Annotated in this window: 7 protein-coding genes; all 7 read left to right on the forward strand. The window is 38.0% G+C overall.

The features are described from left to right. Positions 1-309: 309 nt before the first annotated feature. The 7 genes from TY21_RS01400 (at position 310) to TY21_RS01430 (ending at position 20,344) form a co-directional block, all read left to right on the forward strand. Positions 310-1,365 (forward strand): patatin-like phospholipase family protein, encoded by a 1,056-nt coding sequence (locus tag TY21_RS01400; RefSeq protein WP_232044376.1) that lies wholly within the window; start codon positions 310-312, stop codon positions 1,363-1,365. A 582-nt stretch (positions 1,366-1,947) separates the two neighbouring features. Then, a complete protein-coding gene (locus TY21_RS01405) occupies positions 1,948-3,510 on the forward strand; it encodes a hypothetical protein (protein WP_042239831.1) in 1,563 nt (520 codons plus the stop codon). Positions 3,511-3,599: 89 nt separating this feature from the next. Further along, complete coding sequence (locus TY21_RS01410; protein ID WP_042239833.1) at positions 3,600-14,195, forward strand: DUF3638 domain-containing protein; 10,596 nt, start codon at positions 3,600-3,602, stop codon at positions 14,193-14,195. Positions 14,196-14,294: 99 nt separating this feature from the next. Then, positions 14,295-16,628: a glycosyltransferase gene (locus TY21_RS01415; RefSeq protein ID WP_042239836.1), complete on the forward strand. Its 2,334-nt coding sequence runs from the start codon at positions 14,295-14,297 to the stop codon at positions 16,626-16,628. 768 nt (positions 16,629-17,396) lie between these two features. Further along, positions 17,397-18,833 carry a leucine-rich repeat domain-containing protein gene (locus TY21_RS01420; protein WP_197725075.1) on the forward strand — a complete coding sequence of 479 codons (1,437 nt, stop codon included), beginning with the start codon at positions 17,397-17,399 and terminating at the stop codon, positions 18,831-18,833. 515 nt (positions 18,834-19,348) lie between these two features. After that, on the forward strand, positions 19,349-19,834 hold the full coding sequence (locus TY21_RS01425) for an F-box protein (protein ID WP_042241494.1): 486 nt from the start codon (positions 19,349-19,351) through the stop codon (positions 19,832-19,834). 24 nt (positions 19,835-19,858) lie between these two features. After that, entirely contained in the window at positions 19,859-20,344 is a 486-nt protein-coding gene (locus TY21_RS01430) for a leucine-rich repeat domain-containing protein (RefSeq protein ID WP_052354544.1), read from the forward strand. Positions 20,345-20,622 lie beyond the last annotated feature (278 nt).

Consider the following 20,622-nt stretch of genomic DNA (forward strand, 5'->3'; position numbering starts at 1 on the left):
AATATTAAAAAAATCTAGCAAGGAATTAACTGCTAGCTTAAGCTAAATGCCTTGTTTTTTAAAGTCTTAAAGTCCGAGAGAGATCTACCTACTTACTTAAGCTCTTAAATGAAATCGCAACTTTTTTATGTCTAGGCAAGCTTAAGTGGCCCACTAAACATTTCACTAATATTTCAGGAAGAATGCATGAGTTAAATGGCTTTTTTTGAGAGATGATTTTTTTTTTGTTGACTATAAAATTTTTCTTTTACTATTTATACGCTGTGCTAGGCAAAATAGAGCCATATAAATCCCTGCAGATGAGAAATAATGAGATTCCCTATTAATAAAACACTTCTTACAGTTGAAAAAAAAATTAGATTCTTTACTGCTTTAATGTTCCTTTTATTGCTCTTCTCTGTGAGTGGGTGTCGTTACTCTCATCGTCTCGTGCCGACTGTAAATCCTCCTTCTGTGCCTTCATTTTACGTCCCTAAAAAGATTCGTGTCGCATTAGTCCTAGGGAGTGGTGGCGTGCGTGGTATGGCCCATGTAGGAGTTATTGAAGAACTTGAAGCTGCAGGAATATCGGTGGATTTAATAGTTGGATGTAGTGCAGGCAGTATTGTAGGCGCTTTATATGCAGATAACCCTTGTGCTAAATATATTAAAGAAGCTGTTTGGAACTTAAAGGCAGCTTCTTTGTTAGATTTTGATTTATGGCAGTGTCGTTATGGTCTTTGTCAGGGTCGCTCGTTAAGTAAAGTTTTAAATAAATATTTAAAATCCGAAACTTTTGAAGAGCTAAAAATTCCTTTAGTGATAGTGGCTAGTGACTTAAATTCAGGAGAATTGATTCCCATAGGGTCAGGAGATGTGGAAAAAGCCGTCCAGGCCTCTTGCTCGATTCCTTTTATATTTGTACCTCAAGAACACCTAGGACGTATACTAGTGGACGGGGGAGTGGTCAATCCAGTTCCTGTAGAGGTGGCGTTTGATATAGGAGCTGAGCTTATTATCGCGGTAGATCTTTGTGAACTTTTACCACGTACTTTTCCCACCAATCTTTTTGAAGTAGCCACCCGTAGTGCAGAGATAGCCTTTATGTGGCAAAATGAGACCTGCTGTCATCATGCGGATGTAATTATCCGTCCTAAAACTTGTGATATTGGTACTTTTAGTGATCATTTAAGAGACCAGATTTATGAAGCAGGAAGGCGCGCTGCCAGGGAAAAAATTCCTGATATCTTGAAGAAGTTAGACGCTTTAAAAGCCAACTCTATTAATGATAGCTTAGAGGAAGATGATTGGTGTCTCTATTCACCTCAATGTTATACACCTCAAATTTATCTAAAGAAAACAGCTCCTGGGAGTGCGCCTGATTGATGAGAAAGATCGACTTGTTAAGCTAAGTAAAAGCATTTTTTACTTGTTTTTGGCGCTTTCTTTAAAGAGAAAGGCAGCAGCTTATACTTATAGGATAATAAATTTTAGTGCGCAAAATCGCTTCCAACTAACAGAAAATACTTATTAGCGTAAGCATATATTAGCAAATATGCAAGGCTTAAAGTTTATAAGGAAAGAAATATGCGCTCTGAAACCCCTTCCTTTTGTTGCTAAAATTTATCCGCTTTGCTACCTGCAATTTTTTATAAGTTAATGGGAAAAAAGAGAATAGAGCGACAGACAGCTTATTTTCTAAAAAACATTTGTTTAAGAAAAGCTTGTAGTAAGAGGCATGATGATGCGCCATAGATCTCAGGAGCGGCAATCTTTTACATATTAAGGCGTGTAGTTTTCTTCTTGCTATCTGTGAGGCTAATCCTGTAAAGATCAATCTATTGAGTACTCAAGGAAAAAACATACAGTTTGCTAAGCTAATTTTTTAAGTGCTTGAGGGGCTTTATAATGATAAATAAAGGCAATGTTAAGCTTCTTTTCCCCCGTCTGCTTGGGTTTAGGTGATAGATGTCTTTAACGGTGTACTATCATCCAGATTCAACTTTAGGCAATGATAAGGGGACGTTAATAGCATCAGAAGATGACCGCTATTTTAAGTACGAAAGTGACATGACCCGCTGGCAGTTGATAAAAATTGCTGCCCAAATAGCTATAAAAATTATCTATACTTTGGGCGGGTATCTTTTTTGTTATAAATGTAACCGAGAGGCGCAGATTGATTTTGCTAATCTAAAGAAAAGAAAATTTATTCATTATTATAAAAAAAGTAGCTTAGAAATTAATGAAAAAAATCCTTTACCCCCGCAGCCTTTATTTGACCTTGCTCCAGCCCTCGAATTTAGAGAGTCTCCTTTAAGAAGCAAATCTTCTGCTAGCGATATAGCGGATAATCAAGTTATTCCTTTAGAAAAAATTTATAAAAATTTAATAGACCAGGCAAAAGAGTATAGACATCTGCAGCAAGGGGTTGAGGAATTAATTAAACGTAAGCGAGCGTGTCTTTTAGATCATTTGTATGAAGAGAGCAAAGAGATAGCTATTGCCCTAGAAAAGTTTTTAAATTTATATACAGAGCAGCAGGATTGTTGCCAATTTATCCGACTTCTTTCCCCTTTCTTAGAAGATGCTCATTTAATGGCTGCTTTCCAAAGAGCTATTGAGAATGCTAAAAACACTTTACCTGAGCAAAGAACAATTTACCATGAAAAATTTGAGGAATTCCAACAATCTTACGCGGATCTTTCTTCTCCCGCAGAATGGTTAATTTCGATTTGTGGAAAAGCTGATTTATTTAATTTTGCTCAGGAAATGCTGGCTTTAGGGGAGTATTATTCTCCGCAGTTCCAAGCTTTATACAAGGCTAAAGAAAAAATTTATAGCGAATGTTTAGCCTCCATGCAGGAAGAAATAGCGGCTGATGAAGACCTCAAAACCAGCATCTGGCAAATGTATCAAGACTTTGCCTGCATTCAAGAGCAGCTAGAGAGAAACCTAGCTGCAGACATACAAGGGCCTACCTACGAAGTTTACTATACTCTCGGTATATTTCTAAAAGATATCTTGGTAGAAAAAGGGTATACAGAAGAGCTAGAGGCAGCCATTCATTCCAATGAGGTAGGATATACTTTCATTAGGTTGTTTTTCTTTACAAAAACTAAAGAAACCTTAGAGGCCTTAAAAAGGCTGTTAAAGGATAAGGATACAAGGAGAGCTGCTGAGAATGCTTGCCTGCATGAAATTGCTAAGCAAAAAGCCAAAAACCAAGAAGCTAAAAAGCTATTAAAGGCAGCTCCTACCCTCCATGCATTTAAGCGGTTATCATTTTATAGTAAGCAAGCAATTTTTAGAGATTCTATAAGCAAGCTTGTAGATATTGAACCTTTGATAAATGCAAAATTTTATGATTCAAAATTTTTTAGCTTTGTGAGACAGCTGAAGAGAAGCGAATTTTTTAAAAATCGTCAGCCTACCGTTTGTGATATTGATTTTTATTTAGATTTTAGCCCCTATTTTGATCAATTAGAAACTTATATTAGTGCTATTCATAAGATTGTATATAGCGAGGCCTAACGCACATTAGGGTAGAGTCAATAATTTTTATTATAAGCTATTCCAACTTTTATTATTAATTTATAATGAAGGAAAGTATTTACTAACGGATGAATGCTACGCATGCGCTTAAAAGTTTTTTAAAAGAACAGAAAATTTTTGATAACGAAATTTCTAAACTTTTTCTTCAAACCCATCCTAAAGCTCCCCTTTTAAATGAGGCTTATGATCAACTGGCAGAGCAAATTAGTAAAATAGCTAATTTTGAAGAAGTAGCCGAAGCCTTGTTAACAGAAGAAAATCCTAACAAAATTGATCCTCAAAGTCTATTAAAAATATGGATAGCCCTGGCAGCTGGTCTACCTCAATTGGCACCTGCTTTGGGTGCAGAAATGGGTGAAGATTTATTATATGTTTTTCAAAGCTTGCTAGATAATTTAGCCCTTACCCCTGCAGAAATTACTTCTCGTCTTTTTCATTTAGAGGAAAATAAAATTTTTATACTTCCTTTAACTCATCAAACCGCGTGGGGGCAAAGTTTAGAAAATGTCGTTCTTTATCGCAAAAATGTAGGCAATACATTCGATATAGAACTTTTTACGGTAGAGAAAAATAGTAGAAAATTCTTCGGAGAATATGCTTTCGGCGATGAGAAAGCCTATCCCTTAAGATATTACGCCGCTGTTCCTAGCGATGATCTGTTAGGACCTAATTTTCAACAACCTCTAGCTATTCATGCAGACATCTTATGGAAAACTTCACAGGCCCTCGATGTTGCCGGGCATGCTTGCCTAATAGCTTTTGAGCCTTTGCGTGCCTATTTGATTGATCCCCAGTCTAAGAGTCGTCTAATCCAATTACAGCATGCCCATAAGCTAAAAGCAATGACAGCATTCATTCATCGATGGATAGAAGCTCACACGACGTCACCGTTCTCCTTAGAGCTCTATAAAGCCTTTATGGTGATAGCCGGTTTAGTTTTAGTCTTAGCGATTAGAAAATCTATTCTTTCTTGTAGGAGCGAAAATTTAAATGCTAGATTAGGGCTCCTTAATAAGGCTTTAATTACTTCGGCTCGCCATCTATTCAAGCGTAAAGATAGAATTTCTATAGCCCTATATGAATTGTATGAAGCTGCTGTCGGTACTTTAGAACAATTAAAGCAAGAATCCGAACAATGGCTGCGCGAGTTTATTCCTGCCGATGATAGATTTAAGTCCTGTAAGTTGGCAGTAAATCAATCTTTTCTTATTAAAAAAAGTACACAACAATGCTTACAGTATCTTAGTTCTATTGAATCTACATTGCATTCTCCTCTAACCCCTCCTGCGGTAAAGGAGTTAGATGTAAGTAGAGAGGGGCCTATAGCTAATGAAGGGGTCATTGATAAACTATCAAATATAAAAGATAAAATAAATTTTTTTGAATCTTATGATTATGAATGGGTGATACCTTATTTAACTTCAGAAGTGATGAATTTATCATTACCTCATCTTGAAAGTGATTGGATGAAATTATCCATTCAGGAATCTAGGAAGGCTTTACATCTATTATCTATTTTTTCAGAAAGGCTTGCTAAGCATGCATTTCACCAACAGTGGCGTTTTTTATCTTCTCTGCAAAATAGTGGAGTGCGCTTATTAGCAATTGCTTATGCTCTCTGTGAAAAGCTGGATGATCAAAAGGTATTAAATCAATTTAAACCGGCTTTTAAGGGCTATCTAGCTTTAACTACTAGTCCCTATTTTCAGTGCGAGTCCTATTCTTCCTGGAGTGATAGGTTAGATACACTAAGTTTTATCAAAGGGTGGCATACCCCAGAGGTAAAGCCTGCTTTTTTATTCCATGAAAAAGGCAAGGAAAGTTTTGACGATACAGCCGACGGTCGTTTTGCTGAAGAAATTTTACAGGCTTACCCTACGATCAAAAATGAGATTAACCAGCATTATTACCATCTAAAAAGAAGGACACGCTTAGATAGCCTACAAGCCGTTACTCCAGGGCAATTATTATTAGCCGAATTAGTAAATGTAAAAATTCAAAACCATTTGCCATATAAGCTAGACCTTGCCGATCCTTGGATTAACGCTTTGTCTAAACTTGTAAATATAGCTATGCATGTTCACCTTCTAAGCGATCAAAGATCTAGATATCATGTAGGCCATGAAAATATTGTCACTTTCCATAAAGGCTTAGGCTTTAGCCTGACCTATGCTAAGAATCACCAGCAGCGCTTCGATTTCTTCTTGGAGGGTAGGGATAAAAAAATAAGACTAGATGTTAATCAAAGAAATTTACTTTCCAAAGAGAAGTGGAGAGAAAATCAAAATAAAACTTTAAAGCGTTTTGTAGGTGTAGAGGAAGAGATGAGCCATCTTAGCCTTACATTTGAAGAAGCTGCTGCTGAACCTACTTTAACGATTGTAGAACTACTAAGTAAATTAAAGTACCAAATTTCAAATTTCAAAATCGAGCGCTTTAGGTTTTTTTTGGAAAGTTATCTTTTTAAAATTGTGATAAATAAAGAGGGGACAGAAATATTTCCTTTACTAGAGGAATTTAAGCTCTACCCTCAAGTTTTAAATACTGTTCTTAAAGGTTTTTTAGACTCTACCGCCATTTTTGCTAAGAATTTAAATAAAGGTATTCTTAGCGAAGAGTGCAAATGTCTTTTAAATCTTACCATTCGTTTAGCTGATCTATCTTCATCTGTGGGTTGCAAAAGCGTTAGTTATACCTTAAAAATGTTCCATGCGCAGTGGATACTAGACTTAAAAGCATGTCTGCAGAAAACCAAAACGTTTGATCAGCAAGCTGCAGATATAAAAATCCTTTTACTTAAGCTGATAGGATTAGAAGAAAGAAAAAATTTGTCCTTACAGGTTTGGAACGATTATTTAGATGAGGGCGCAGAACTCCATAAGCATTTGGAGCAGAAACTAGTTTCTATGGATACCGCGACAGGGGCCTGGTGGTATAATATGCGTTACCGCCTGTGGCGCCACTATATTGAACTAAACAAGACTCAGCCGGCCTTCATTCAAGAAATCCAAAAAAATAAAAATTTTGACTTTCTCAGCTTATCTTCGAGTAAAGGTCAATATTTACCTATTCCTGCCCCTATTCTTAAATCTGTAGACTTTAGACGTTTATTTTCTAATCGTGTGCGGGTCTGGCAAGTAGATAAATCCCATCCTTATATTATTCTTTCAGATTCTTTGACCGGAACTTATCGGTTAAGCAGTGATAAAAGCTTCCCTTTTTCTTTACAACGCTTGATCGAAGGGCAATGGTATTTTTATCTGCCACCTCTTCAAGTGGCTAAATGTTTGCATTTACCTACATCTCTTTGTCAAGACAGTATATGGTGGCTCAATTGTGAAAATTTATCCGCTAGAGGCTATTATCACTTTCAACCAGATAAGCTTTGGTTATTAAGAAATGACCAAGGGGCTGTTGTCTTTCAAGAGGGCCCGGAAAAAGGCATGAGGCTTGAACTGGTAGAAAATGAGGAAGAATCTTTATCTAATCTGGAGAAGTGTACGGGGGCGTTTGGCCAGCATTATTACACTTACGCTGCTCGTTATATTCATGGGATCCTCTTCGATTATCGAGATCGATTGATTTTTCCCCATATACGTATGCCGCACGGAAGACCTCTTGTTTTTGAACGCCAGGACACAGACTTTTATGAAAAAGGAAGCCTTGATCGTCAATTAGGCGCTTGTTTTTATGCACCTTCAGTCTTTCATATAGAAAATGGGATAAAACTTAAATCCACTCCTCTTAAAATTTACGGGATCGAAATAAAGAGAAAAAGGGGGGACCCCTTGAGTGAAGACGAAGAAACTTCTCTAATCTTACCCTTCCAACGCCATGTTGCAGATAGGCATTCCTCTATTGTCTATCCTATGGTAGAAAAAAGAGGAATAGAAACTCCTTCTCAATTGCTTTCCATAGAAGGAATAGAAATTAAAGTAAACTTATATGGCTTTTGTCCTGAGACCCCCCAAGAAAATTTGTTTGCCGCCTATTTATCTCTTCTCGGTAAAGATTATTATCAAGCTTTTAAATTTTTGCATTCTATTAGACCGCACCATCGCTTAAACCAGCCGGAAAAGTTGATCCTAAAATGGCTTATTGATAGCCAAGCAGATGGGTGTGATCACTCGGCTACCGCAGCCTCAGTAAAATTAATCGCTTATAAGGTTTTAATTGATCAAGGAATCGATTTGAAAGGTCGATGGGATCCTCTTCATAGTCCTTTAACCTTTATTGATGAAATATACGAGCATTATTTAAGCCATCTCTCTTCAGTCCCCCCAGCGCTTAGATTAAGTTTAGAAATAGAGCTTTGGATATCTGAGAACACAGAGCATTTAAAAATTTATTCAGGCCAAAAGAACAAAGCTTTATGGGAAAATCGTAAACAGGAGCTAAGAATAGGACAGAAAATAGTGATGACCCAAAAGCCAGCCAAAATTTTGGAAAAGTCCCTGTTGGCTCGTTGGAAAAATCCTGGCCTAAGCGGTGGGAAAGAGCCTATAGATCTCACTTTAGAGCTTATAGAAGGAATAGAAAGACCCCTAGGAATGGTCTTATTACCGGGCCAACCTTATCCTGTAAAAGCTTTTGCCTATCATTATCTTAAGCTTTCCTCCCTCTATACTTCTCCATTAGAAAAGTGGGAATTAGTCTATACGTTAGAGACTCTAAAAATCCCCCCTTTTATCGAGCTTTCTCTTAAGGTAGCCTTGCAAAAAGAAGATCGAGCCCCTCTTTTGCCCTCTTTAAATTCCAAGAGATATGCGGAAAATTCTTTGCAAGTGCAGGTGTGGTTTGAGCAACTGCTAGCTACTCTACCCACCTTTCAACTAGAATCCAATCTTATCCAACAGCAATCTAGACAGGAAAAAAAAGAGGAAATAAAAAAGGGAAGAATCTTTCATGACTTAGATTTTACCTACAACATGAACCTGCTACTTGCAAATTGTAAAAGCATTTCTCCTTTTCAGATCATTCAAGCAATCAAAGAGGATTTTGCTAACTACACTGTTTATCCTTCTTTATCCGATGAAGAACCGTGTCCTTTTAAAATAGAAGGTAACGAAGAAGATTTTTTTAAAAATGATTTAGATTTCTATCGAAAGGAATGGTACAAAGGGATCGAGCTTCAAAAAGGCGCTCAAGACTACTTACTTCCTACTTTCCCAGCAATTTTGCAGCTTGATAAAATTCTCACTACCTATGCTTATGAAAGCAATGATGTGGGGATGATCAACAACATTGTGCGAATTTTAAATCGAAGGCCTACGGAAATAAACGCTCTAATTTTCGCAAAATTAAAAGAGGTTAAAGAAGATAAAATTCAAATGGAGCTAGAAGATGGCCTTAAAACCATTTTTCTCCCTACATCCTCTCAAAAGCTAGCCTTTTTGCAACGACGCAATCCCTATTTTTTAGAAGAAGATCTAGTATCTTTACAAAGATGTATGCAGGAATATTTAGAATGGCACATTAGCAACAAAATTATAGCAACGGTTAAAAGTCATCTACTCTCTATTATTCATATTCAAAGCCATCACCCTCTAACTTGGGAGGATGAGCCTGCTGCCCAGGAGGCATGGCAAGCGATTGGAGAGCTCTTAAATCCTTTCGAAAATTATTCCCCAGATAGCCAAAGCTATTTGGAAACCTTGCTTTTTGAGCATATTGCGGGTTTTCGTATGCGCAAAGATCAAGCTCAATTATTGCATCTCCTGATAGGAAAGATTTTTACAGAGAATCTAGGAGACTATTGCCCTGCAGTCGTTTTTCAAATGATGATGGGGGGAGGAAAAACAAGTGTGATCTTAGCAAAGCTTGCTAGGTTAGCCTCAAAAAACGCACGCGTGCCTCTTTTTTTAGCTCACCCTTCCCAATATCCTTCTCTTAAGTCCAATCTAATGAATACACAATTTAAACGGTTGCATCAAGATGTGATAGATCTAGATTTTAATCGCGAAGATTTAGCTTCTCTTAAAATTCTTTACTACCTTAAAGCTCAACTCCATCATGCCAAAGACAAAAATTATTTAATATTAATGAAAGCTAGTTTTTTGCTTATTCTCCGACAGGAATTAATTGATCAAATTAAAGCATTTAAAGAGCCAGACAACTGTGATCCTTTAACCTTAAAACGGGCTGTAGAGCTAGCCCATATCCTTTATTTTATAAAAACTCACTGTCTTTTTTTAGCCGATGAGGTAGATTCCCTATTAAACATCTTAGAAGAGATTAATTTTCCTGCTGGATTAGAAGTTGCTATTTCAAAAGATAGCCTAGAAGTCATTAAATACATTTATGTTGTTCTTTCAACCGATGCAAAAATTGCCCCTTTATTGAATCTTTTAGAAGACAATCAAGCCTGCGTGGCCAGGCAAACACTACAAGAGCAGGTCTTTCCTAGGCTCGTAAAAGTGCTTATAAGTGAATATCCGCCTCTTTTTCCTTTAATTTCTCCCAAAAACTACGCCTCTTTCAAAGTATCCTTGCAAGATTACATTTTGGAGAAAATAGATACACGCCTGCTAAAAGGGATTAATGCTACCGATGATGTAGAATTTTTAGATAAGTTAGGAATTAGAGAAGAAAAGAAGCGTAAACAGGCTAAGCGCCATCTTAAATTTTTGAGAAGCCTAGAAGCTTTAAAAATGCAGCCACAACGTTCCATTCAACAGGCCTTAGGAACAGTTGCTTTAATAAAAGAATTATGTAATGAAATTTTGCCGCTCGCTCTTGCTAAAGGATTTAAACAAAGATATGGTTTTACAGAGGAGGGCAAAATTATTCCTTACTTAGGGGTAGATGCTCCTAACCATACGGAATTTGCTAATATCTATGTGGCCGCTTGTTGTTATTTTCAAGGAGCTATTAATGCGGGCGTGCATCCAGAGCGCCTCATGAAATACCGGGATCAAATGAGGGAAGCTTCTCTATACTATTCTGAGATCTACCACTGTTCACCAGAAGAATCTGCTGAAGCTCAGCATTTTAAAGCACTCATTGGATTAGCATTACATCAGGAATGGTCACCAGAACATCTACAGGCAACCCTTCAAGAAATAAATGCAAGCCCGCAGCGATGTATAGATTTTTATGCCGAGTTTTCTGACCAATTCTTGCGCTATCATAGCTCTTTATTAAGTTGTGGGCCCGCTGCGCTTAGCCACATGGGAGCACAGTTTATTGGTTGCTCAGGAACATTAGGCAATAAAGATTCCTTCCCTAAAGAAATAGCAGACAGCTGTATTCTTGAGCAAGGGATCGAAGGGCGTATTTTAGTCAAGCTTACTCAGGATATCGCTAGCCAAAAAAGTTTTCTTTCAGAAATTGAGAAAGCAACCCCTCAGGAGATATTAAATGCTATTTTAATTAAACGGACGCCTGATGCTGCTAGCCGTCTTAGAGCCTTAATTGATGCGAGTGGGATGCTAAAACGCTATACTAATCAAGCAGTAGCCGAAGAGATTTTAAATTTTCAGCCTTTAAAAGAGGAAATAGATGGCGTAGTATTTTTATGCAAGAGGGGGACCCAGGAAAAATTTTTTCTCTTAAAAAGAGAACTTAAGGAACCTATCGCTCTAGCGATGACCCGTCGAGAAGAGTTTGAAAAGCAAGGAGTACGTTTAGAACGGGTCTTTATCTATTTTGATGAGCTAAGAGCGATAGGCTCTGATATTCCTTTTAAAGCCAATGCTCTGGTGGCGATGACTTTTGATCCTTTATCCACTACCTTACGCACTATCTTACAAGGAACTTTACGTGCGCGCAATTTTTTTTATGCCCAAAACGTGGACATTATTTTCCACAAAATGGCGGGAGAAGTGTTAACTAAAAACGTTAAAAATTTGTCCAAGCCTGCTCTTTCTGAAATAGAAAGGCTTTTCACTTGTGCCTTGCGCAATCAAAGTGAGGGAAAAAAAAGTCAATTATTGCAATCAGCTCTTCAGCAAGTGCGAGAAATTTATTGTGCAGCTGTCATTCAAAAAATGATGCAAGAATTAATGACTTCTACCCCACAGTTGGAAGGCCTTGAAATTTTTCAAGCGATGGAGTGGCTCTTTTACACCTCTTTTAAAGAAGACCCTGCTAATCTTTTTCTAGATTTAAAAGAAAGGGTGCCTGCCTATAAAGTCGTCCAAGAATATTTTAATGCTACCAATAGTCGTTTCCAAAAAGTGGGTTTTCCTTATTTTGAGGCCATAGAATTACAAAACTTGGAAGAAAAAGCCGAAAAAATTGTCGAATGGGCCAAAAATACTTTAACGTGGCATATTTTTAAAGGTTTTTCCTCTAATAGGGAGACACAAGTTTTTGTCCAAAAGCATAAGGAAATTCAGCTAGAAGTTAATGTGGAAATTCAAAAAGAATCTTTAAGGGAAGTGCAAAAGTATGCGGTTCGTGTAGATGCGCCAGCCGCTGAGTCATTTCCCTGGTTAAAATTGAAGGAAAACCCTGAGAACTGCTTAGATTACAAGTTTCCTCCTTTAACGACTTTCCGCAAATTGCTTAAACGTCTTCCTTATGAAGTTTCTTATTATCAAATTTTTCCCTCCGATCTTTTTTTGACAGAAAATTTGGCTCGCTCTCATGAGATAGACCTCCCAGTTTTTCATAAAGCTCAGAAAAAGGCAGCTCATCTTCTTTTAATTCAACAAGGCACTCACTTTTTTCCCTTATTTATTGATCTTAAAGAAGCGGCTTTTTGGCGGGAGCAAATCAAGTACTATCGGCTGAAGGATTGCTGGCTACTGAACTTAGAAGGACACTTATTAAACGAAGAAAGTATACTTCCCCAAGAATGCCTACCTATCACCAAACGAGCTCTTTGGTGGGGCCATTTTTTTAATGGAAATGCGTGTTACCTGCGTGCTTATCCACGCTTAGTAGAAGATGAGCTAAAGAAGGAAAATTATGAGCTAAAGTATCGTTTCTTAAGCATACAAGCAGCAAAAGATCCTATTCAAGCTCAGATACTTGCTGTAGATCCTATTTTAGCTCAAAAGCCTGCAGAGGCGCCCGTTTTTCATTTTAGCAATAAAGTTGAGGAAACGGAGTGGTTGAATCAAGAAATTGCAAATTTAAACCAAGAGGCGTTAAATCAAGTGCCCTGGCACTTTGCTCGTTTCTTTTCTAGTAAGCAAGTGGCGATGCTTGAACGTGCTAGCTTTTTTGATTATCTGCCTGCCGAAGAGTTTGAACATGTCACCCCTGAACAGGTAAAGCTAGTCCCTAATTATCGTTTGCGGCATCTGAGTTTGCTTGAGCAAATTGCCCAAGTGCCTGCAGAAAAAGTCTATTGGTTAAAAGGAGAGGCTTTAAATTACTTGCCTAAGGAGCATCTGGGACGTATTAATCCCGAGGAACTCGTAAACTTAAGTAAAGATCGACAAAGATCTTATCAAATATTAAAAATTGATCTGTTAGGATTAGAAGGTTTTGCTAAAACCGTCCGTCCCTGTATGGCCCCAGCTCTTCTGCCAGAATGTATAAAACTGATCCCTGATGAGTGTCTAGCCAATCTAACTCAGTTAGAACAGTTGCAACAAGTTGCGCCTGTTAAATATTATCTCTTGAAGGCCTCGCAGTTTCATTTATTGCCTTCTAATTCTTGGCATTTGTTAAAAATTGAGGATTATAAAAAATATTCTTTGGAAGAAAAAATTTTCCCTGAGGCCCAAACGTTTATTCAAGCTATGAATCCTACCTGGGTGAATGAAGTAGACCCTCGGTTAGCCTCTTATTTTTCTAATGAGCAAGTGTTACAAATTAATCAACCTTGCCCTTTGCCCTATTTAGACATTGACCAACTAGAATTACTGGATGCATCGTTGGCCTCCTATCTTGACTTATTCCAGATTGCTAAATTATCGGCCTCCCATCGTCACTTAATTCAAACTTTAATAGATGTAGAGCAAATTTGCCACCTGTCTAAAGAGGGCCTGGCAGAACTTTCAGTCGAGCAAGTAAAGAAAATTTCTTGTCGCGAGACATTATTGCGTCTAAATAAAAAATTTTATCCCTATCTTTTAGCCAAGCAAATTGCTTTATTACAGCCTGAACATGCTTTAGATCAAGAAATTATTAATGCATTAGATGAAACCCAAGTACAGGGAGTGGCTCCTTTGCAGCTTATACTTTTCCTTCCTTATCTAAATCTTGAGGCTTTAAGAAGTGTAAATCCTTTAGTAATAGGAGAGGCTCAAGGAATGACGGTAGAGACTTTTAAGAAGCTTACCTCTCTTCAAATACAAAGTTTTTTAAGTAGGAAAACCTTGCGACCTAAAGATTTGCTCAAGGCTTTAAAAAATTTGCTTCCTTCTCAATGGGGGGAGATGGAGGAAGTGTTTATCAAAACTTTCTTTTCCAATCAACCAAGAGAAGTCATTAAATATGTGCCCAAGCAAAAAGTGCGATTCTTATCTAAAGAAGCCTTATTAATCTGGTATGATGCTGATAAAAAAATTAATAAACAGCGCGATACTGTGATAGGTGTGATGGCCATTTTATTTTATCCTCTAGTCATCCTAAGCGCTGTAATGTTTGTCTTATTTGCTACTCCTAAGCGCTCTGTTGCAAGACAATCTTTTTGTCAAATGGCTCTTTCACCCTTACGTATTCTCTCTCCAGAAAGTTATTATCGCTTCATTAGCTCCTTCAAGTAAAGTCTCTCTTCAAAAAGCTAACTTACTATTTAAGTTTTTTAATAAAGCCCTTTACATGTTATATAAAAATTTTTTCTAACAAGCGATGGTTTGGATAAAATGCAGGAATATCTAAAAAACTTTTTTGAATTTTATAGCCGGGGAGACCTAGTAGCTGCTGTAAGCCAGATTATCTACTCTCCGGAGCCTACCTATGATACCCTTCAACCTGCTAACGAATGGGTAAAGCAGGTAATCAATTTTGTAGATGCGGCAGTTTTTGGCAAAAGTCTAGAAGCTAGATATCAATTAATGCTTATAAATCATTTGAAGCAAGATCATCCTCCCCTGTATGAGAAAGCTATTAATGATTTAAAAGTGGAAGAAAGTTTCTTATTGTTTCTTCTCTCTTTTGCTTGCCAGGAAAAAGAACCTTCTGGTCTTGGTAAAAATGCTCCTCCTTTCCTTGAAAAAATTTTTCAAGCTGAACAAGGAAGGATACCTTTATCCCCTGAAGCTATCAAAGAAATTTTAGTTTTAGTCCCCAACAATTTTAAAACCCTATTTGAATTTCATCTACGTATGGCCGCTGGATGGCAACACCTTCTTCAATGTAAATCTTCTTATCTTTTAAGTCTTAATTGCCAATATGGGGAGGCTCATCCTTGGTATCCTTTACAATATTCTTTATTTCCTCCCTCTTTGGAAGAGCTGCCTTTAGATAGAATTCCTGTAATTTTTTTTGAGCCATTAAAGGAAGATTTAACAAATTTTTTGGAAAAGTTTAAAGAATGCCCAGCGGTTTTTGCTTTTACTTCCCTAGCTATTTTTTTTCAAATGCTGCAGTTTCCAGCTTTTGTGCAAGCGGCAGGGGAAGCTCATCATCTTATTTATATTTTAGAGTTTTACCCTCATGCACAAATAAGCTTTCAAAATTTTAAAGATTTCTTAGGCAAAGAATTTTACCCCATTTTTTTTATTCCTACTTCTCATTTGCGTGTGTATGCTCCCGCGCTGATGCAGGCTTTACAAGCTTGTTTTTCCCAACCTTATTCTGAATTTAATGTGGATACCCCGCTAGGCAATGGGCTATACGAAATTGCCAAACGCCTACGGTTCTCTATTCAACAAGACCGTTTAGGCTTTAGTCGCCTGCCTGCTTTATATATGCGAGAGGGACAGCTTAAGTGGTATGATACCCACAAGGGCTTGCCTTCTTCTAGCCAATTCCTGGGCCCAGAAGCCCCGGATAAGATGCAGGTTTTGCTCTCCGATCTAGCTAAAAAAAGAACTGTAAGAGCTCGCCTAGCGAAAGATAAAATAAAAGTAGCGCATATTGTTCCTCAAATTGCCTGTGGAGGCCATGCTCCCACGCGCTTATTACAGAATTTAGTGCTTCATCATAATTCTTTAAATATTGAACCCATGGTAATAAGTACAGAAATATTAACTGAAAATCTTTTAGAATATCCCTACAATTTTTATACCTCTTCATCTTCTTTGCAAAGAGGGGAGCCGCTAATCTACCAATTCCAAACTTTAGGGGTTTCTACTCTTATCCATGAAAAGCCGACGACTTATTTGCATAGAGCTCATCATTTAAGCTCTTTACTCAAAGAGGCTAAAATAGATGTAGCAGTTTTCCATGGTCCCGATACGGTTAATACGCTGGCGGCGCAGATGGTAGATGTGCCGCTAAGGGTTTTATTAGAGCATGGTAGTCAGCCTACTTATCCCGGCTTTGACCTAGCTATTGTTAGTACAGATACAGCTGTAGAAGTTTACCAAGACTTGTACAAAAAAATTCGTACGCAAGTTGTTGCGTTGCCTTTTGCTTTGGATGTCCGAAAAAACTGGCTTCCTCAGCCTTATGAAAAAAAATCTTTAGGGTTACCTGAGGATAGCCTGGTGATGACTACTATATCCACTAAATTAGATACACGGCTGACAAATGAGCTATGTTATGCCATCGCTGAAATTCTTCAAAAAGTCCCTCAGGCTGTCTATGCCCCTATAGGAGCTATTAGCAATTTGGAAAGAATAAGAAAAATATTTAGAGAATATGGGGTAGATAATCGTTTCTATTATCTAGGGCCCCTGGCTAATCCCAGTCAATATGCACGCTCTATGCATCTATATTTAAATGAGTTTCCTTTTGGAAGTTGTTTGGCTATTTTAGATGCAATGGCTTCGGGTTGTCCTGTAGTCACTATGTTTGATGTTAAGGGTCCTCAGCAAGCTCGCTATGGGGGGATTTTTATGGGAATCGATCGGGCTGTAACTACGGGAAAGAAAGAGGAATATATTCAGCTTGCTTGCCATTTGCTAACCAATCCAGCCATGCATAAAGAGTGGTCTCATCATGCAAAAAAGCAATATGAGCAATTTGCTGATGTTAAAAGATATGTAAAGTCATTTGAAGAAATTATTTTTAAAGCCTACGGAGAATTTTAATCTTTAGGCACATCTGCCATTTGGCAAGAGGATCATTCGCTTGGATGAATAAAAGTTTAAACGGAAGTTCCATTTTTTTATAAAGTTAAAGTGAGTAATTGGCTTATTATTAAACCCTTAAGATTTTCTTTATTAAAAATTGTAGTCGCCAAAAAATTACTTAGGCTGGTTTTCAGCAAATTCCAGAACCACGTCCCCAAAATAGACAAATGCTTGAGGCCTTAAAGATAGAGTTACCAAAAGTTTTGCCAAAAAATCAGGCGCATGTAGTCACTAGGAAAAAATGCCGGTAACAAATATAAGCTGTTAACAATCAATAAATTGTTTACTACCGTTGGTCTCTAAAAAAATGGAACTTTCGTTATAATGGCAAGAAGTTTCTCTCTTTTTCTGCAGATTGCTAGGCTGGGAGAACAACCTTTCTTGACAGGAAGAAGCTAGGCGTATTGTATTCCATCATACGGTAGAAGAATTAAAACATTGCGCCAAAAAGAGCCGTTTTTCTCAAATAAGGCAAAGGATCAATCTCCTTCTTATAACCAAATCAAAATTGCCGCGTCACTTAATCCTCAAAACCTGTGGCTGCTCCTAAATGCTTGGAAGGCCCCCCCTTTCCTTAAATCTATCTGAAATAAAAGCGTGGTAGATTATCTGCGAGTTATTTTTCCTTGATAAGGATACGAATTGTTTTGACTTGCTTTTTTAATTTTTTTATATTGCTTTAAAAAATAAAAATGCTGAAAAGTCATCACTACCCAAGGAAATAAGATGTATCCTATCTCATTGACATCTATCGAAAGCTTGCCCAATGAATTGCTGCTCCCTATCTTAGAGGCCTGCGCAGTTCCTTCCTTATTTAGCGTCTGTAAAAGATGGCAACATCTGTTGGCTTCTGAAGTGATGCCTTCTCTTTATAAACAAATAGGTAAAGTACATGTTTCCCAAGGGGATATTAACAAGCAGGCTTTTATTTTAGATAGGATTTATGAGCTGGATGATAGGCTTTCTGAAGGAGAAAAAGCTAAGGCAATCTTTAAGGAGGCCTTTACTCTAGCTAAATCCCTTGCTCCTGCGGAGCTAGAATTTAAATGGAAAACCCAGGAAAAAAGGTGTTTTACTCTGGCTAATTACTCTTCTTATCTCTTAAATATTAATCGCCTTTTACTTTGGAAAAAACTTCCTGGGGGAGCGGAATACTTAAGTCAAGAAAAAATCAAGTATTTACCTTTAGAAAAACAAGGGGAGCTTCTTAGAGGTTGGATTGAAGAAAATTGTAATAACTTCACAGATTTAGATTTATCTGGAGTAGGCTTGACTTATTTACCCCCAGAAATATGCCAGTTATCTCAGCTGCAAACCCTTGACTTATATCAAAACCAGCTCACCACCCTGCCTGCAGAAATTGGACAGCTGTCTCAGCTGCAAGAGCTTCACTTAAGAGAAAACCAGCTCACCGCCCTGCCTGCAGAAATCGGGCAGCTGTATGAGCTGCAAGAGCTTCACTTAAGAGAAAACCAGCTCACCAGCCTTCCTGCAGAAATCGGGCAGCTGTTTAAGCTGCAAACGCTTGACTTAAGTGAAAACCAGCTCACCGCTCTGCCTGCAGAAACAGGCCAATTGTCTCAGCTGCTATGGCTTGATTCAAGCCAAAACCAGCTCACCAGTCTGCCTGCAGAAATCGGGCAGCTGTCTCAGCTGCAAGAGATTGATTTAAGCCAAAACCAGCTCATCAGCCTTCCTGCAGAAATCGGGCAATTGTCTCAGCTGCAAAGGCTTTACTTAAATCAAAACCAGCTCACCAGTCTGCCTGCAGAAATCGGGCAGCTGTCTCAGCTGCAAGAGATTGATTTAAGCCAAAACCAGCTCATCAGCCTTCCTGCAGAAATCGGGCAATTGTCTCAGCTGCAAAGGCTTCACTTAAGAGAAAACCAGCTCACCACCCTGCCTGCAGAAATCGGGCAGCTGTCTCAGCTGATATCGCTTGGCTTAAGAGAAAACCAGATCACCGCTCTGCCTGCAAAAATAGGACGGTTGTCTCGGCTGGAAGAGCTTTACTTGCATCAAAACCAGCTCACCAGCCTGCCTGTAGAAATCGGGCAGCTGTCTCGGCTTACCAAGCTTGAACTAGCAGAAAATCCTTTGGAAGATATTGCAGACAGAATATGGCAGCTTTTTCTATTTAGAATAGCCGTAAGTGATCTTTAAATTGGGGTGAGCTAAAATGAAATAAAAACTTTTAGCCATCTTATCTTTAAGCAAGTCATCCGCTTTCCTTCCCGCAACTTAAGTAAGCTTAAGCTAACCTACACATCTATAATGACAAGAAGTTTCTCTCTTTTTCTGCAGAGTGTTATAACTGGGAGAACAGCTTTCCTTGACAGCAAGAAACTGGCGTATTGTATTCCACCCCTCGGTAGAAGAATTAAAACAAGGCACCAAAAAGAGCCGTTTTTCTCAAATAAGGCAAAGAATCAATCTCCTTCTTTTAGCTAAACCAAAATTGCTGTGTCACTTAATCGCCAAAACCTGTGGCTGCTCCTAAATGCTTGGGAGGCCCCCCCTTTCCTTAAATCTATCTGAAATAAAAGCGTGGTAGATTATCTACGAGTTATTTTTCATTGATAAGGATACGAATTGGTTTGACTTGCTTTTTCAATTTTTTCTATATTGCCTTTAATAAATAAAAATGCTGAAAATTCATCACTACCCAAGGAAATAAAATGCATCCTATCTCTTCGGCCTCTATTGAAAGCTTGCCTAATGAATTGCTGCTCCCTATCTTAGAGACTTGCGCAGTTCCTTCCTTATTTAGCGTCTGTAAAAGATGGCATCATCTGCTGGCTTCTGAGGTGATGCCTTCTCTTTATAAACAAATAAGTAAAGTACATGTTTTCCAAGAGAATATTAATAAGCAGGCTTTTATCTTAGATAGGATTTATAAGCTAGAAAGTAGACTTTCTGAAACAGCAAAGTTAAATGCAATTTTTAGGCAAATCTTCACTTTAGCTAGTTCTCTTTCTCCTTTAGAATTTAAATGGAAAACAGAAGAAAAAAGAGGCTTAACTCTGGCTAATTACTCTTCTTATCTCTTAAATATTAATCGTCTTTTACTTTGGAAAAAGCTTCCTGGTGGGGAAGAATACTTGAGCCGAGAAGAAATTAAGTACTTGCCTCTAGAAAAAAAAGGAGAGCTTCTTAGAGATTAGATTGCAGAAAATTGTGGAAACATCGTGGATTTAGGTTTATCTAGAGTAGGTTTGACTTGTTTACCCGCAGAAATATGCCAGTTATCTCAGCTGCAATGGCTTAACTTAAATCAAAACCAGCTCACCAGCCTGCCTACAGAAATCGGGCAGCTGCCTGAGCTGCGAACCCTTTACTTAAATCAAAACCAGCTCACCGCTCTGCCTGAAGAAATTGGGCAATTGTCTCGCCTGCTAGAGCTTTACTTAGACGGCAACCAGCTCACTTCTCTTCCTAGAGAGATAGGGCAGCTATCCCATCTACAAGAGCTTCACTTAAACAATAATCAGCTTACATTCCTTCCTGCAGAAATCGGGCAGCTGTCTAAGCTACGAGTGCTTGACTTAAATCAAAACCAGCTCACCAGTCTTCCTGTAGAGATCGGGCAATTGTCTCAGCTTCTCATACTTGAATTAGCGGAAAATCCTTTGAAAGATATTGCAGAAAAAATAAGGCAGCGTTTTCAATTGTAGAATGGCTTAAGAACTTTTTAAATTGGGTTGAGCTAAAATGAAATAAAAACTTTTAGCCATCTTATCTTTAAACAAGTCATCCGCTTTCCTTCCCGCAACTAAGCAAGCTTAAACTAACCTACACATTTATAATGACAAGAAGCTTCTCTCTTTTTCTGCAGATTGCTATGGCTGGGAGGACAACTTTTCTTGACAGGAAGAAGCTAGGCGTATTGTATTCCATCATACGGTAGAAGAATTAAAACATTGCGCCAAAAAGAGCCGTTTTTCTCAAATAA

It is taken from the genome of Neochlamydia sp. S13 (assembly GCF_000648235.2).
Lineage (GTDB): Bacteria > Chlamydiota > Chlamydiia > Chlamydiales > Parachlamydiaceae > Neochlamydia.

Bases quoted from the DNA above. Each gene is read 5' to 3' on its own strand.
- TY21_RS01400 (WP_232044376.1), top strand. From the start codon at position 310: ATGAGATTCCCTATTAATAAAACACTTCTTACAGTTGAAAAAAAAATT.
- TY21_RS01405 (WP_042239831.1), top strand. From the start codon at position 1,948: ATGTCTTTAACGGTGTACTATCATCCAGATTCAACTTTAGGCAATGAT.
- TY21_RS01410 (WP_042239833.1), top strand. From the start codon at position 3,600: ATGAATGCTACGCATGCGCTTAAAAGTTTTTTAAAAGAACAGAAAATT.
- TY21_RS01415 (WP_042239836.1), top strand. From the start codon at position 14,295: ATGCAGGAATATCTAAAAAACTTTTTTGAATTTTATAGCCGGGGAGAC.
- TY21_RS01420 (WP_197725075.1), top strand. From the start codon at position 17,397: ATGTATCCTATCTCATTGACATCTATCGAAAGCTTGCCCAATGAATTG.
- TY21_RS01425 (WP_042241494.1), top strand. From the start codon at position 19,349: ATGCATCCTATCTCTTCGGCCTCTATTGAAAGCTTGCCTAATGAATTG.